The 17788-nt window shown below is 35.7% G+C and carries 12 protein-coding genes and 1 pseudogene; all 13 read right to left on the bottom strand.

What is annotated here, in order from left to right; genetic code table 11:
• Positions 1-1468: 1468 nt before the first annotated feature.
• The 13 genes and pseudogenes from mfd to nuoI all read right to left on the bottom strand — a co-directional run bounded on the left by mfd (position 1469) and on the right by nuoI (position 17788).
• Complete coding sequence (gene mfd, locus ACFIJS_RS04180) at positions 1469-4969, bottom strand: transcription-repair coupling factor (protein WP_375650223.1); 3501 nt, start codon at positions 4967-4969, stop codon at positions 1469-1471.
• A 5-nt stretch (positions 4970-4974) separates the two neighbouring features.
• A complete protein-coding gene (locus ACFIJS_RS04175; RefSeq protein ID WP_375641998.1) occupies positions 4975-5262 on the bottom strand; it encodes a succinate dehydrogenase assembly factor 2 in 288 nt (95 codons plus the stop codon).
• A 66-nt stretch (positions 5263-5328) separates the two neighbouring features.
• Positions 5329-6009: an ABC transporter ATP-binding protein gene (locus ACFIJS_RS04170; RefSeq protein WP_375650220.1), complete on the bottom strand. Its 681-nt coding sequence runs from the start codon at positions 6007-6009 to the stop codon at positions 5329-5331.
• Positions 6009-7277: a lipoprotein-releasing ABC transporter permease subunit gene (locus tag ACFIJS_RS04165; RefSeq protein WP_375650217.1), complete on the bottom strand. Its 1269-nt coding sequence runs from the start codon at positions 7275-7277 to the stop codon at positions 6009-6011. The genes ACFIJS_RS04170 and ACFIJS_RS04165 overlap by 1 nt, the downstream gene beginning before the upstream one ends.
• 11 nt (positions 7278-7288) lie before the next feature.
• Entirely contained in the window at positions 7289-8614 is a 1326-nt protein-coding gene (gene proS, locus ACFIJS_RS04160; RefSeq protein ID WP_375650215.1) for a proline--tRNA ligase, read from the bottom strand.
• Positions 8615-8814: 200 nt separating this feature from the next.
• Positions 8815-10491 (bottom strand): ribonuclease J, encoded by a 1677-nt coding sequence (locus tag ACFIJS_RS04155; RefSeq protein ID WP_375650213.1) that lies wholly within the window; start codon positions 10489-10491, stop codon positions 8815-8817.
• Positions 10492-10536: 45 nt separating this feature from the next.
• Positions 10537-11347, bottom strand: a pseudogene (locus ACFIJS_RS04150) (biotin--[acetyl-CoA-carboxylase] ligase).
• On the bottom strand, positions 11347-12801 hold the full coding sequence (gene nuoN / locus ACFIJS_RS04145; RefSeq protein ID WP_375650210.1) for an NADH-quinone oxidoreductase subunit NuoN: 1455 nt from the start codon (positions 12799-12801) through the stop codon (positions 11347-11349). The pseudogene ACFIJS_RS04150 and the gene nuoN overlap by 1 nt, the downstream one beginning before the upstream one ends.
• A 17-nt stretch (positions 12802-12818) precedes the next feature.
• Entirely contained in the window at positions 12819-14288 is a 1470-nt protein-coding gene (locus ACFIJS_RS04140) for an NADH-quinone oxidoreductase subunit M (RefSeq protein WP_375650332.1), read from the bottom strand.
• On the bottom strand, positions 14288-16252 hold the full coding sequence (gene nuoL / locus ACFIJS_RS04135; RefSeq protein WP_375650331.1) for an NADH-quinone oxidoreductase subunit L: 1965 nt from the start codon (positions 16250-16252) through the stop codon (positions 14288-14290). Before nuoL ends, ACFIJS_RS04140 begins: the two co-directional genes overlap by 1 nt.
• A gap of 6 nt (positions 16253-16258) precedes the next feature.
• Positions 16259-16567, bottom strand: coding sequence for an NADH-quinone oxidoreductase subunit NuoK (gene nuoK / locus ACFIJS_RS04130; protein WP_375650208.1), 309 nt, complete (start codon positions 16565-16567; stop codon positions 16259-16261).
• Positions 16568-16581: 14 nt separating this feature from the next.
• Positions 16582-17202, bottom strand: a complete 621-nt coding sequence (locus ACFIJS_RS04125; protein ID WP_375650206.1) for an NADH-quinone oxidoreductase subunit J — start codon at positions 17200-17202, stop codon at positions 16582-16584.
• A 94-nt stretch (positions 17203-17296) separates the two neighbouring features.
• A complete protein-coding gene (gene nuoI / locus ACFIJS_RS04120; protein ID WP_375650204.1) occupies positions 17297-17788 on the bottom strand; it encodes an NADH-quinone oxidoreductase subunit NuoI in 492 nt (163 codons plus the stop codon).

Raw genomic sequence — 17788 nt, 5'->3', positions numbered from 1 at the left:
TTTACACACTTGTACATCACAAGCGGAATTAGCTTTATAGATAAAACTATTGAACAAAATAATAAAAATATAGCTTTTATTAATTTATTTTAAGTTATTTCTTAAATAAAATAATCTCCTAAAATAATAAATTATTATAAATTCATTTTTATCTTTTACAACATCAAATATACAAATTGTTAATCATTTAAATTTTAATGTAAAAATGAATTTAACATGTCATTCTATCCTCCTGTATAAATTAACCTAGAGCTATAAAGTATAGCTCTTATTGTACTTTATGATACATAAATGTATCGTCATTGAAATAATTAATCAGCTAAAAATAAAAATCTACAAGCGCAAAAAATAATGCATGAAAATAAAACACAAAAAATGTGCTTTTATCACTTAAATATAAAAGTATCATTTAATATAAAAAATATAATATAAATAAATTTATTTTATATATCATTTATTAAATCATCTTAATTCTTCTGTATTTAAATGAGTAATTTTTTAATGAGATATTATTATAGAATTATTTTTTATAAAGTTAGTAAATTATAATGTTATAGGAAATTAATTATTTATTTTTAAAACATTTTTACAAAAATAAAACAATAATTTTTAATTTAACTATTTTTCAACATAAGAATGCATACGCATTTATAATATTCTTTCTCTTGTCTAGAAGCATTATATTATATAATTATTTCAATGTTCTACACAATATAGATAAATCTCTCATAATCCGACCACCTTCTGTAATATTATCTTTTACATCATCAAATATTTGTTTTTCATAGCTATTAAGAGCCTTCTGTTAGCAATTCTTTCATTATGAGGATAATTTTCCATTTATTAAATAATTCAGCTTTTCTTCATATTCTCCTACTTCGTACTCTCTCGCTATATGTATCCTAGAGATAAATTTTATTATTTTTCAAATAGATTTTGTAATTTCGAACCAAAATTATAATATTCATCCTTCAGATCTTTCAGTTCTTTTAAAAATTTATCCCGTTCCTGCAAACGCTTACAGTATTCTGCTTTAAAATTTTTTTCCAAATATCTGAATGAGAAATACTTTCTTTAATAAATTGTATGCTATCTTTAATATTCTTTCTTTTGTTTTTTAATGTTAGTATTGTTACTCAGAAGATAACTCAGCGTGAGCCCATATATTACAGGGAGTAAAAAAACTATCGTTAGAAACTTTTGTAATGAAGAAAGCATATTATCTTGGCCTAATTTTTTTCTTTTTAGAGAAAACACTTAATATGCACGTTTCATTTATTGCGATTAAACCGTTTAAGCTATTTTCTTAATTGTATCAATATGTATTATAATAAAGAACGTAAAATTAATATGTAAGGAGTTCTTTTATTATAAACTTAAATTTTATTCTTATAAAAAATAAATAACTTTTTGTTTTATAGAATAATTTTACAAAAATGAGTAACAGTTCTGAAACAATAAAAAATTTTTAAACAGAATGTTGTTCTGCCATTTCAACAAGCTGTGTCATAATATTCGTTACTCCAACAAACCTTTCATCCGCTGTGGACCAATCACGAATAAGAGCGATACTTTGATCTGGTCGAATTTTTGCCATCGAACCTTGTTTTTCAACCCACTGAACAAGAGCAACACTATTTGCAAAATAATTATTGCGAAACTGTATAACAATCCCCTTTGGTCCAGTATCCAATTTTTCTACATGCGCTTTTCGACACAATGTTTTGATATAAAAGACTTTAAGAAGGTGTTGAACTTCAAGTGGTAAAGGACCAAAGCGATCAATTAACTCCGCTGAAAATTCATCAATTTGTTCTAAATCATCAAGTTCTGTTAAACGACGATAAAGCCCCATACGTAATGGCAAGTCAGGCACAAAACTTTCTGGTATCATCACTGTTGTACCAAAAGAAATTTGAGGAGACCATTGCTTATCTTCATTTAGCTCTCCATCTTTTAATTCAGCAACAGCTTCTTCAAGCATTTTTTGATAGAGTTCAAATCCAACTTCTTTGATATGCCCCGATTGCTCTTCACCTAAAAAATTGCCTGAACCGCGGATATCCATGTCATGGCTTGCCAATTGAAAACCGGCTCCCAAGGTGTCAAGAGATTGTAAAACTTTAAGACGGCGATCAGCAGACTCTGTTAAAACTTTACCAGCAGGAAATGTAAAGAGAGCATAAGCACGTTGTTTTGAGCGCCCTACTCTCCCTCGTAACTGATAAAGGGCAGAAAGACCAAACATCTCAGAACGATGCACAATTAATGTATTAGCTGTTGGAATATCAAGACCTGATTCAATAATGGTTGTCGATAGCAAAACATCATATTGCCCATCATAAAATGCATTCATGATATCATCAAGTTGTCCAGCCGGCATTTGTCCATGAGCCACAACGAATTTCAGTTCTGGTACATGTGTTTTGAGATATTCTTCTACAAAAGCTAGATCAGAAATACGAGGACAAACATAGAAACTTTGTCCGCCACGATAATATTCTCGAAGCAGGGTCTCTCGTATAACAAGTGCATCAAATGGTGAAATAAAAGTACGAACCGCCATTCTATCAATGGGGGGTGTTGTTATCAATGAAAGTTCACGTACTCCCGATAAGGCTAACCCTAAAGTGCGTGGTATTGGAGTTGCTGAAAGTGTGAGAACATGAATATCACTTTTAAGTTCTTTTAAACGCTCTTTGTGTTTGACACCAAAATGCTGCTCCTCATCAATGATAAGAAGGCCTAACCGTGAAAAATTAACTGCACCACTTAATAATGCATGGGTTCCAATGACAATATCGATTGTACCATCTGAAAGACCTTTTTTTACTTGTGCAAGTTCTTTCGCTTTTACAAGCCTTGAAGCATGTCCAATTTTAACCGGTAATCCTTGAAAACGCGAAATAAATGTCTTGTAATGTTGACGTGAAAGCAAAGTCGTCGGTACAACAACAGCAACCTGATATCCATTTAAAGCTGCAACAAAAGCACTTCGAATGGCTACTTCAGTTTTTCCAAAACCAACATCACCGCATATCAAGCGATCCATCGGCTTGCCTGAGGCTAAATCGTCTAAAACAGCCTCAATTGCATTCATTTGATCTTCCGTTTCTTCGTAGGGAAAGCAAGCAACAAACTCATCAAATGGTCCAACTGGTGGAAGTAAAGCAGGCGCAGCGCGAGTCATACGCTCTGCAGCTATACGGATTAATTGCCCTGCCATTTCCAATAAATGTTTTCTAAGCCGAGCTTTACGTGCTTGCCAAGCAACACCCCCTAATTTATCTAAAGTTACCTCTGTTCCTTCTGAGCCATAACGTGAGAGAAGCTCAATATTTTCAACAGGTAAAAAGAGTAAATCACCTCCAGCATATCTAATTTCAAGGCAATCTCGTAAAATTCCAGTGGTTCTGATGGTTTTAAGACCAACAAATTGACCAATACCGTGGTCAATATGCACAATAATATCACCAGAATTTAAAGCAGAAATTTCAGAAATAAAATTTGTATTATTCTTACGCCGCTTTGACGATCTTATAGAACGATCGCCAAGGATATCTTGCTCTGCTATAATAGCCAAATCTTCAGCCTCAAAACCATGTTCTATCATGATAACAGCTGCTAATACGCGATCTCGTGGTGTTGCTTTGACAGTTTGTAAGGATTTTGCAACATCTATTTTTTTCAATCCATGCTCGTCGAGAACTTGTAGCAAACGATTGAGAGATCCTTCACTCCAACACGCTAAAAGCACCTTTTTACCAGCAGTGCGTAAAGATGCGATATGATCAATAACACTTGAAAAAACATTTTTTTCCTGCGCATTACGCTCTCTTACAAAATCATATCCTTGTTTAACATTGGTGTGAATAACAGTTTGTTCCAAACTTTGTGGAATATTAAAAGGCGAAAAATCAATACGCTGTGAAGATTGTTGCACACCTTTTAAGACACGCTCTGGCGTTAAATAGAAAAGACTAGGATCTATTGGATGATAAGAAGTAGAATTTTTTTCATCATTTTCGCGCTCTTTGCGCGCGTTATAATAGTCTTCAATAAGACGATAGCGCTCAATAAAGACTTCTTCTATAAGGTGCTCAAAAACTATCGGTAAGTTGCCACAATGGTCAAAAAAACTATCAAGGTTTTCATAAAAAAATGGAAGCCAATGTTCCATACCGGCAAAACGTCGACCTTGAGCAATTGCTTCATAAAGCATGTTATTTTTTTGTGATACACCAAATGTACGGATATAATTGCTTTTAAAACAGCTGATGCGTTCTGGCGTAAGAACAACCTCACTCATTGCCTGTAATAAAAGTTCAGTTTTTTGGCCTGTTGTCCTTTGACTTTCTGGATCAAATACGCGGATACTTTCTAGGGTATCTCCAAAAAAATCAAGACGTAAAGGTTCAATATCCATCGGAGAAAAGATATCAAGTATTCCTCCTCTTACAGCAAATTCACCAACATCACGGACAACCGTAACGCGTTCAAAACCATTGGTTTCTAGAAATTGAATAAGATTTCCCATGTTATTGCGCTGTCCAACACGTGCGTGAATAAGCTGAGCTTCTATCATTTCACGAGGAGGTAACTTTTGCATAACCGCATTTGCTGTTGTTAATATAATTGCAGGATGTGGATCTTTACGTAAATTTGCTATGTGTGCCAATGCTGATAGTCGACGTGCCATAACAGCAATTCCTGGTGATACACGATCATAAGGTAAACAATCCCATGCAGGAAATTGAAGTACGGGTAAATTGGGCTCAATAAAATTTAAAACTTGTTGTAAATGCACAATTTTTGTTCCGTCGCGGACAACATAGATGAGCGGTTTACCTTGGGCAATTTCTGAACTTAATTTAGCAAGCACAAAGGCTTCAAATCCATCAGTAACTCCATCAAAAATCATACGAACAGAATTATTTTTGGGAATAACAATTTTTTTAAATATAGGCATCGGGATTAATAACTTAAGCAAGTACGATAATTGGCAATATCACGAAAAAGTGGACTATCAACTTCAGAGGGTGGCGAAATTTCTCCAGTAATCCATGTGAGTAAATCACGATCATCAAAAGACATAATATACTCAAGTTCAGAGAGCGTTTTATCATTCATTCCAGTAATATGAGCATCGACGTAATGTCCAAAAATGAGATCCATTTCACGAATACCGCGATGCCATGCACGAAAAATCAATCGACGACGACGCACATCTAATTGATTTTTGTCAACGACAAAAACTGTCATAAAAAATCTCCTTGAATAAAGTAATATAAACTATTCAATTAGTCGTATAAAATTTGTCCCTTTCCTTTAAGGAAGTTCTATAATTTTTTGTTCTTTAAGTGTAATTCGACGATGCATTTGCTTAGCTAAAGCGTAATTATGTGTTGCAATAAGAGCAGAAAGACCAGACTGACGAACAAGGATAGATAAAGCTTGAAAGACATAAGCTGAAGTTACTGGATCAAGATTTCCTGTAGGTTCATCAGCCAAAAGAACCGAAGGGCCATTTGCTACTGCACGTGCAATAGCAACACGTTGTTGTTCTCCTCCCGATAACTCTGAGGGACGATGGTTGGCACGATGAGAAACACGCAGATACGTCAATAATTTGCGTGCACGATCTTCTGCTATGGATTTTTTTAATCCTGCTATCATTTGCGGTATCATGACATTTTCTAATGCCGTAAACTCCGGAAGTAAATGATGAAATTGATAAACAAAACCAATATCATTTCGTCTTATAGCTGTTCGCTCACGATCAGAGCGCTTTGCACAAGAAACACCCCGTAACATCACATCACCAGCTGTTGGTTTTTCTAATAACCCAGCAATATGAAGAAGTGTTGATTTTCCAGCACCAGATGGTGCAACAAGTGCGACAAGCTCTCCACGATTAAGAATAAAATTCGCTTTATCTAAAACAATGAGCGGCTTATGACTCTCAAAAAAGCGTCTTTCAATCTCTACAAGCTCTAAAATAGCTGTCATTATTCATACCTCAAAGCTTGTACGGGATCTAGCTTAGCAGCACGCCATGCCGGAATGAGAGCAGCAAGAAACGACAAGAATAAAGCCATCATAGCAACCAAGATAGTCTGCTTCCACTCAATTTGTGCAGGCAATTTTGTTAAAAAATAAAGTTGAGGATTAAAAACGTCGACATTAAATAACCAAGATATAAAGTCTTGGATATGATTAATATTCGTGGTCGCAATAACACCTAAAACTAAACCTAATATAGTTCCAATAAAACCAATCATCATTCCTGTAATGATAAATATACGTAAAATCGCACTCTGTTGAGCCCCCATCGTACGTAAAATTGCAATATCATGACTTTTATCTTTTACAAGCATAATCAGCCCTGAAATAATATTTAAAGCAGCAACAAGAACGATCAGAGAAAGAATGAAAAACATAACATTTCGTTCAATCTGTAAAGCTGAAAAAAAAGCCTGATTGCGTGTACGCCAATCAATTAAATAAACTTGTTGATCAAATGCTTTTTCTACAACAGGTTTTATTTGATCAACATCATCAGGATCATTTAGAAATAACTCCAAAGATTGAACCTTATCTCCCAAATTAAAAAACATTTGTGCTTCATGGAGAGGCATAAAGATAAATATTGAATCATATTCAGACATACCAACTTCAAAAATAGCAACGACTTTATAAGCTTTCACACGTGGGGTCACGCCAAAAGGAGTCTCATCACCATCTGGAGTAATAATACGAAGATCTTTTCCAACTGTAAGTCCCAATTTTTCTGCTAAGCCACTTCCAATTGCAACACCTTCTTCTTGATCAAACCGAGAAATCGATCCTAATTTAATGTTTTGAGAGACTGTTTTAAGCTTTTCTAGATCTTGTTTGCGCATACCACGAACTAACGCGCCAGAGCCACCTTGAACTTCACCTTGAACAAGCGCTTGACCCTCAATAACAGGCAAAGCAAACTTCACACCATTTGTAGTTTCTAAAGAAGAAATAAGAGTCTTATAATCAGAAAAACCAGAATCAACTGTTTGAATAATAAGATGCCCATTCATACCAAGAATACGATTGAGAAGTTCTGTACGAAAGCCATTCATCACCGCCATAACAACAACCAGGGCGAATACTCCCAACATAATCCCAATAAGAGAAATAATTGAAATAACAGATGCAACGGCATGTTTTTTATTGGGAATCATATAACGAAAAGCGATCATCCACTCATAAGATGAAAACCTTTTGTTTTTCAGCCTCTTCATAACATTTCCTATTAAATTATAGAAAGTTGGCTGAGTACATCTTCAACCTTTAGAGATTTTTTTACACCTGTTTTTCGATCTTTAATTTCAACTTCATTTTGTGCAATGCTGTTAGGACCAACAATGATTTGCGTTGGTAAACCAATCAAATCCATTGTTGCAAATTTTGATCCAGGACGTTCATTTCTATCATCTAATAACGGATCAAAACCAGCATCCTTTAATCCTTGATAGAGAAACTCACATGCCTGTGTACATTTTTCATCATCGGATTTCATATTGATAATCCCAAAATCAAATGGTGCCATCGACTTTGGCCAAATAATACCATTTTCATCATGAGAAGCCTCAATAGCGGCCGCAACAAGACGCGAAGGTCCAATACCATAAGATCCCATAGAAACCACATGCTCTTTTCCATCTTGTCCCATAACTTTTGCTTCCATTGGAGCAGAATATTTCGTGCCAAAGTGGAAAATATGCCCTACTTCAATACCACGCGCTGAAAGACGATTATGATCAGAAACTTTAGTCCACTCCTCTTCATTATGCATTTCTTCCGTCGCTGCATAAAAAGATGTCCATTGTTTAACAATATCCTCTAAAAGAGCTTTATCACTAAAATCGATTGAACTATCAGGAACTGTAAGTTCAAGAAATTGTTTATCACAGAAGATAGCGCTCTCTCCCGTTTCAGCCAAAATGATAAATTCATGACTAAGTTCCCCCCCTATTGGACCTGTATCTGCACGCATAGGAATTGCTTTTAAGCCAAGACGAGAAAAAGTGCGTAAATAAGCAACAAACATACGATTATAAGATATTTTAGAGCCTTCATAATCAAGATCAAAAGAATAAGCATCTTTCATTAAAAATTCTCGTGCCCGCATCACACCAAAACGTGGACGAATTTCATCACGAAATTTCCATTGAATATGATACAAATTAAGTGGAAGATCTTTATAAGAACGAACATATGAGCGAAAAATATCTGTTACCATCTCTTCATTGGTTGGACCATAAAGTAAATCACGCTTTTGACGATCTTTAATGCGAAGCATTTCGAAACCATAATCATCATAACGACCGCTTTCACGCCAAAGATCAGCGGATTGAATTGTAGGCATCAATATTTCTATTGCACCCGCACGTTCTTGCTCCTCACGAATAATTCTACAAACTTTATCAAGCACTTTTTTTCCCAAAGGAAGCCAAGAATAAATCCCTGATGTTTGTTGTCGAATCATTCCAGCCCGTAACATGAAGCGATGAGAAACAATTTCTGCTTCTTTAGGATTCTCTTTTAAAAGTGGAAGTAAATATTGAGAAAGACGCATTAAAATAATTAACTCCTAATCAGACCTATCATATCGGAAAATTTATTACACCCTCTGTTCATCTATAGCCGCATTCTGAATACTTGCAAATATAACGATCTTATTATTTAAAAATTTATTGTGCTTCATTCTCTATTTTTTTATTTAGCAATAAAATAAAAATGCTCTTCTCTTTTTAAACAACGTAATATGAAAGTTCTTTATTTTGACCGATGTAAAAAAACTGTACATATAGGTTTTTTTTTCCAAATTTCATGAACAGCCGCCCTCACTGCACGTCGTGTTGCCTCTCGAATAAGTTCATTATTTTTCTGTTTTATGCGTGGGATATTATAAACTGTATTTTCTACAATATCTAAAAGAATATCTTTTAAACTTTCTCCCTTTCCATTACTTTCAGGTAATCCGCATGTTGTTAGACCTATATCCCCTAATAATTTATGCTTACTATTTATATGGAGAGAAATAGTAACATGACCAGCATAACTTAGTTTCCGGCGTTCACGGATCCCTAATTCATCTGCATCTCCAATTAAGCAACCATCCTTATAGATACGGCCAATAGGAACTTGATCAACAACTTCTACAGGCTCTGGTGCAAAACGTAACATATGTCCATTTCTGATATCCGTAACAATTTTAATACCCGCTTGTCGTGCTAAAGTTGCCTGAGCCTTAAGATGTATTGCTTCCCCATGTACAGGAACAAGTATTTGTGGCTTTATCCAATCATACATCTGTAAAAGTTCTGAACGACGAGGATGACCTGAAACATGAACAAGTGCATCTTCATTCGTAATAATTTCAATACCCAAATCAATGAAACGATTTTGTATCTCAATAATCGCTTTTTCGTTTCCTGGAATACTTCGTGATGAATAAATAACGGTATCACCAGCGGAAAGTGCAATATTTCTCATTCCATCACGTGACAGTTTAGCCAAAGCAGCACATGGCTCACCTTGGCTCCCCGTGACAATTAAAACAAGACCTTTTCGCGAGATGTAACCATAATCATCTTCCGTTACAAATGGTGCTAAACCATTCATATAACCAAGCTCTTGTGCAACCATAATACTTCGCTTAAGGGAGCGCCCAATGACAAGCACTTTACGTCCAGCAGCTTCAGCTGCAAGAGCAATAGAACGTATCCGACCAATATTAGAAGAAAACGTTGCTATTGCAACGCGCCCTTCAGCTTTGGAAATAATCTCAGAAAGACTGGCTTGAACTTGCTGCTCTGATGGAGATATACCATCCCGACACGCATTTGTAGAATCACAAAGTAATGCTAGAATGCCTTTTTTGCCTAACGCACGAAATCTTTTTTCATCCGTTACAGCCTCAAGTGAAGGAGTGTGATCAATTTTCCAATCACCAGTATGAATCACAGTCCCCAAAGAGGTTGTAATTGCTAAAGATACAGATTCTGGTATTGAATGGTTAACAGCTATAGCCTCTACAGCAAATGAACCTACCTGAAAACAATCACCAGCTTGAAAAATATTGAGTAAAATTTTTTGAGATTCAAAATCTAATTGTTTTTTAGTTTCCAATAATCCTGCCGTAAAAGGCGTACAGTAAATTGGAACTTGTAACTTTGGCCATAAATCAAGAACGGCCCCATAATGATCTTCGTGTGCATGTGTTAAAACAAGACCCCGTATATTATGTTTTTCACTTTCTAGAAAACGAATATCAGGCAAAACAAGATCGACTCCGGGGAATTCAGAACCAGCAAAACTAATCCCCATATCAACCAGAAGCCATTCACGAAGATTTTTGGGACCAAATCCGTAAGCAGCTAAATTCATCCCTATTTCACCTACACCTCCCAGAGGTAAAAAAACAAATTCATTCTTATTGGCTGCAACCATAAACATCTCCCAAATCATTAAGGTATCTGATGGTAAAATAATTTTTTAATAACGACCTGCATTAACAGAAGCCAGCCGAACCAAAATGAACATCTCCAGCTGTCATAATGGCTGTCTGACCATTTTTTTTCTTTATGATGCAGTTAAAATCACTATCAAGACCATCAAAAATACCCTCAATGACTTTTTCATCATTCACCACTTTTACATGTTTCCCAAGGTGAGCAGAATATAAAAGCCATTTTTTTCGGATTATTTCACATCCTTTTGGTTGTTTCCAAAGAAGGTAATTTTTAGAAAAACACTCCGTCAAAACTGTAAATAATTGTTCTGATTCAATATGCAAACCGATATTCTTTAAGCTTGAAGTGGGATAAGGTGCATCTTCATAATTATATTTCACATTTATTCCAATACCGATAATCAATGCATATTGTTGTGATGACAATTTTAAAATCTCAAGCAAAACTCCAGAGCTTTTTGCTCCTCTGAGCAAAATATCATTTGGCCATTTTAAACTCACAATATTGTTTGTTTGCTTTTCATCTTTTATCAATTGTTTTATTGCCTCTGCCACACTTACTCCAGCAACAAAACCAAGTTGAGCTGCAGTTTGATAAACAATATCATCAATTAATAAAAGACTAGAATAAAGGTTCCCTTTTGGACTAGACCAACTCCTCCCTCTTCTTGCTCTTCCCCGTGATTGTTCTTGTGCAACAATCCAAAGATTACCTTGATGACCAGTTTGCGCTTTTCGTTGCGCAATGAGATTTGTTGAATCAACACTATCGTATGCTTCAACAGTGTATCCTTGTTCTTGAGCAAAATCTGATAAAATATAAACCATATTCATTAAAACAATGCAGCAGCTGCTTTTTCTGCTAATTCAGCGAACCAAACCCCAAAAAGTATATAAAATAAAATAAACAATGCAGAAAGACCGAGACAAAATTGAAGCTCATTCGATAAAGCAACAAAATGCGCTTTTGCGTTATCAAACCACATAATTTTAATGACTCGTAAATAGTAAAAAGCTCCAACGACAGACGTTATCATTCCAACGACTGCAAGTGGCGTCAGAGCAGCATGGACAGCAGCAGAAAATGTATACCACTTCCCAAAAAAACCAGCCATAGGTGGTATACTGGCTAAAGAGAAAAGCTGTATTGTCATAACAATAGCCATAAACGGATTTATCTTTGCTAACCCTGAAAGATCATAAATATTTTCAACATTGCCATTTCTAGACCGCATTCCAAGAATAAAAGCAAACGAGCCAATCGTCATTCCAAGATAAATCGTCATATAAAGAATAACACTTTTTATTCCTAGCATATCTCCAGCAGATAAACCAACAAGTGCATAACCCATATGACTGATCGACGAATAAGCCATTAAGCGTTTAATATTATTTTGACCAATTGCTGCAAATGCGCCAAGTATCATTGATGCAAGTGACATGAAGACCAAAATTTGTTGCCATGCAGGCATCACGTTATCAATATGCCCTAGAGGAATAAAGGTCATCACAATAATACGGATGATTAAAGCCATTGCAGCAACTTTAGGGGCACCAGCAAAAAATGCTGTAATTGGTGTTGGCGCTCCTTCATAAACATCAGGTGTCCACATATGAAATGGAACAGCAGAAATTTTGAAAGCCAAACCAGCTAAAATAAAGACAATACCAAAAATGACCCCCAATTGTAAATTTTTATCTTTTAAAGCAAGAGCAATTTCGTGAAAACCAATCTGACCGGTAAAACCATAAAGCAAAGAAATACCGTAAAGCAGCAACCCTGAAGATAATGCTCCTAAAACAAAGTATTTTATACCAGCTTCAGAAGATTTTACATTATTACGATTAATCGCTGCTAAAACATACAAAGCTAAAGATTGCAGTTCTAACCCCATATAAAGCGACAGCATATTACCCGCTGAAATCATAAACATCATTCCAAGGGTTGCTAAAAGAACAAGCACTGGAAATTCAAATATATTAAACTTTTGTGCATTGGCAAAACCAACAGACATAATAAGAGAAAAGAGTGCACCAATAAGCATTAAAATTTTCATATAACGACCAAAGGAATCGATAATGAGCGCATTGGTTTGAAATGAACCATTTTTCGGAAAAACTATAAGAATAATAATGGTTGCCACAAGAAGTGCCATGGCTAAACCTGTCACTGTTAAAGAAGCACGCGTATTAGAATAAACACCAATCATAAGCAGCACAACAGCCCCTAATGCAATTAAAAGCTCCGGAAGAATTAAGACTAATTGCGCTATTATTTCAGTTTGCATGTACATTGTTCCCTTATCTAGTGCAGTTTATTGATGAGGGTTTCTACGGAAAACGCCGTTGCTTTAAGAATAGGCATTGGATAGATACCAAAGAATATTGTAAGAATAACCATTGGATAAAGGATAAATTTTTCTCTTAAAGAAAGATCTATTAATACTTTTAAATTCTCTTTATCCAAGGAACCAAAAACCACACGCCGATAAAGATAAAGGGCATAGGCTGCTGATAAGATAACACCTGTTGTTGCTAAAACAACAACCAATTTATTTACTTGAAAAACACCTATTAAGGTTAAAAATTCACCCAAAAATCCTGAGCTTCCAGGCAAACCAACATTTGCCATAGTGAAAATTAAGAAAACAACAGCATATTTAGGCATATTATTTACTAAACCACCAAACGCTGAAATTTCACGTGTATGCAAGCGATCATAGATAACCCCGACACAAAGAAACAACGCTGCTGAAACAATTCCATGGGATAGCATCTGATAAATAGCCCCTTGTATCCCTTGTTCATTCGCAGCAAAAATGCCCATTGTTACATACCCCATATGCGCTATTGAAGAATAAGCAATAAGTTTTTTGATATCATTTTGAACAAGTGCAACCAACGATGTATAAATAATAGCGATAAGCGATAATGTGAAAATCAAAGGTGCAAAATCTGCTGAAGCGATAGGAAACATAGGCAAAGAAAAACGAAGAAAACCATACCCACCTAATTTGAGTAAGACACCAGCTAAAATAACCGAACCCGCTGTCGGTGCTTCTACGTGAGCATCAGGGAGCCATGTATGAACTGGCCACATTGGCATTTTAACTGCGAAAGAAGCAAAAAATGCAAGCCATAGCCATATTTGCATATGAGCAGGAAATTGATAATTGAGTAAAGTTGGTATATCAAGTGTCCCAGCCTCCCAATACATAACCATAAGAGCAACCAGCATAAGCACTGAACCAAGTAAAGTATATAAGAAAAACTTTATACTTGCATAAACACGGCGTGCTCCACCCCATACACCTATAATGATAAACATTGGAATGAGGCTGCCTTCAAAAAAAACATAGAATAGCATTGCATCAAGAGCACAAAAAACGCCAATAATCGCAACTTCTAGAAGAAGAAACGCAATCATATAAGCCTTTAATCTCTCTTTAACATTCTCCCAACTTGCTAAAATACAGAAAGGCAAAAGAAAAGCCGAGAGAACAACAAAAAGAATAGAAATACCATCAACCCCCATATGATAGCTAATGCCACCCCTTAACCAACTGGATTTTTCAACCATTTGAAAATTTTGGTTGCTAGAATCAAATCCTATCCAAATAATTAAAGAAATAATAAAAACAAATAGAGTCGTAAAAAATGCGACATTACGTATATTATGGCGTGCTACTTCACTATCATCTTTGATAAACAAAATCAGAAGCACACCAACAAGTGGCAAAAATGTAACCGTAGAAAGAATAGGCCAATCGGTCATTAGTTTACGCCCCCGATCATCATCCATGTAATGAGTAATGCAACGCCGATAAGCATTGCAAATGCATAGTGGTAAAGATAGCCTGTTTGCATTCGAACAACTCTATTTGTAATATCAACAACACGCGCCGCGATACCATTAGGACCTAGACCATCAATAATCTTAGCGTCTCCCACTTTCCAAAGAAAAGAACCAATTCTAAAGGTAGGACGAACAAACAAAAAGTTATATAATTGATCAAAATACCATTTTTGGTAAAGAAAGTTATATGCTCCTGGCATAATACGAACCATTTTCTTAGGAAGAAATGGAATAGAAACATAAAATAAATAAGCTAAGATAAACCCAAGAACCATCGCTATAAATGGCGACCATTTTACCCAATTAAAGACATGGTGAGCATCATGAAGAATGTGATTGTGGTTGCTTGTAAATAATGCTCCCTTCCAAAAAGCATTATACAAGTCACCAAAAAAGTAAGGTTGGAAAACGACACCAGAAAATATTGCTCCAATAGATAAAATAAAGAGTGGAATCAACATAACTGGAGGCGATTCATGAACATGATGCATAACATCAACTGTTGCCCGTGGTTTACCGTGGAATGTCATAAAGATAAGCCGCCATGAATAGAAACTTGTTAATAAAGCTGCAAAAACAAGAAGATAAAAAGCATATCCTGAAGCAATATTATGGGATGCAAAAGCAGACTCTATAATCGCATCTTTTGAAAAAAAACCTGCAGTCCCGAAAAGTGTTCCTGGAATTCCCACACCTGTCAATGCAATGGTTCCTATCATCATCATCCAATAGGTAACCTTTATATGTTTGCGTAACCCACCCATTTTTCGCATATCTTGTTCATCAGATACAGCATGAATCACAGAACCTGCACCAAGAAATAATAAAGCTTTAAAAAAAGCATGCGTAAAAAGATGAAAGACAGCAGCGCCATAAGCTCCAACACCTAATGCCACAAACATATAACCAAGTTGAGAGCATGTAGAATAAGCAATAATACGTTTAATATCATTCTGCACCAACCCCACAGTTGCTGCAAAAAACGCTGTTGTTGCTCCAACAATAATAATCACGGTCAAAGCAGTCGAAGAAAGTTCAAAAATTGGCGACATACGCGCAACCATAAAAACACCAGCCGTTACCATTGTAGCGGCATGAATAAGCGCTGATACAGGGGTTGGTCCTTCCATTGCATCAGGCAGCCATGTATGTAAAAGAAACTGTGCTGACTTTCCCATAGCACCAATAAATAATAAAAGACATGTAATGGTAATTGCCGTCTGCCCATCAAATTGCCAACCTAAAAATGTCATATTTTGTATAAAGCTATTGTTTGCAGCTTTTGCAAAAATAGAGGAAAAATCAACCGATTGGAATAAAACAAAAATACTAAAGATTCCTAAGAGAAAACCAAAATCTCCAACACGGTTAACTACAAAAGCTTTCATTGCGGCCTTATTAGCAGAATCGCGCTGAAACCAAAAACCAATGAGTAAATAAGAAGCAAGTCCGACACCTTCCCATCCAAAAAACATCTGAATCAAATTATCGGATGTGACCAACATAAGCATCATAAATGTAAACAAAGAAAGATAAGAAAAAAAACGAGATCTTGAAGGGTCATGGTGCATATAACCAATTGAATAAATATGCACCAATGCCGAAACACTGTTCACAACAATAAGCATGACAGCTGTTAATGCATCAACATGTAAAGCCCAATTAAAGCTTAAGTCACCAATAGTAATCCAATGTAATACCAATACATCAACCGCTGGAATATGACCAAGTGCAATACTGAAAAATGCTATCCACGATAATATGGCAACAACAACCATAAAGCTACATGTTATCAATTCACTCGCACGATCTCCTATCATTTTTCCACCTAGTGCAGCAATTAAAAAGCCCAAAAGCGGAAGAAAGACAATCGTATAATACATCACTGGTTAGCCTTTCATTACATTAACATCTTCAACCGCAATGGAACCACGATTACGGAAAAAAACAACCAGAATTGCTAAACCAATGGCAGATTCAGCAGCTGCTACAGTTAAGACAAATAAAGCAAATATCTGACCAACGAGATCATGAAGAAATGCTGAAAATGCAACAAAATTGAGATTAACTGAAAGCAATATAAGCTCAATGGACATCAAGATAATAATCACGTTTTTTCTGTTGAGAAAAATTCCAGCAATACCAATTGTAAACATCAAAGCAGAAACAGTGAGATAATGTGTAATATCAATATACATCTACATAGCCTCCCTTATATACCTTTGCCTGATTCAACTTGTTTGATTTCAATGGCACTTTCTACCGTTCTAGAAACCTGCTCAGCAATAGATTGCCGCTTTACCCCTAATTTATGATGAAGTGTTAAAACAATAGCACCAATCATTGCAACCAATAAAATCATTCCAGCAATTTGAAAATAGAAAATATAATCCGTATAGAGAATATCACCTAATGCTTGTGTATTTGTTCGCTGCACTAAATTTGGCATTGGTTGCGTAACATGCATTCTCAATACTGGAGGAAAATAGCTACTCATAAAAACAACAATCAATTCTACAGCGATAATAACACCAATAAGAGCTCCAATAGGAGCATACCGAAGAGCTTCACTCTTTAACTCAGCAAAATCAACGTCAAGCATCATAACGACAAATAAAAATAAAACAGCGACAGCTCCAACATAAACAACAAGCAGAATAAGCCCTAAAAATTCTGCTCCTGCAAGCAAAAATAAAGCCGCTGCATTAAAAAATGCAAGGATTAAAAACAAAACAGAATGCACTGGATTGCGTGCTGTAATAACAATAACTGCACTTGTTAGCATAATAAAAGCAAACAAATAGAAAAATGCCGCCGCTAGATCTGTTAGCATAGGATTCTCCTTAATTATTCAAAGAATTGGTATAAACTTCATACCAGATTACAATTTATCGGAAAAATATCCGACACCTCATTTAACGATACACTTAACGATAAGGCGCATCCATCAATATATTTCGAGCAATTTCTCGCTCCCAACGATCTCCATTTATTAAAAGTTTTTCTTTATCATAATAGAGTTCTTCACGCGTTTCTGTTGCAAATTCAAAATTTGGACCTTCAACAATAGCCTCTACCGGACAAGCTTCTTGACAAAAACCGCAGTAGATACACTTAACCATATCGATATCATAACGAACAGTTCTACGCGTACCATCATTACGTCGCGGTCCAGCCTCAATTGTAATCGCTTGCGCAGGGCAAATTGCTTCACATAATTTACAAGCAATACACCGTTCTTCCCCATTTGGATAGCGACGCAATGCATGCTCACCGCGAAAACGCTGAGACACAAAACCTTTTTCATAAGGATAATTAATCGTGGGCTTTGGTGAAAAAAATTGACGCATGGCTAAGAAAAAAGCACTCACAAATTCCAATAAAAGAAGTGACTTTGCCGCCTGAATAAAACCTGACAT

Origin of the sequence: Bartonella sp. OT172YNZD, from assembly GCF_042193725.1 — a bacterium.
Taxonomy (GTDB): domain Bacteria; phylum Pseudomonadota; class Alphaproteobacteria; order Rhizobiales; family Rhizobiaceae; genus Bartonella; species Bartonella grahamii_A.
Note: the sequence above shows the minus strand (reverse complement) of the source record. Positions and strands in the feature narration are given on the sequence as shown.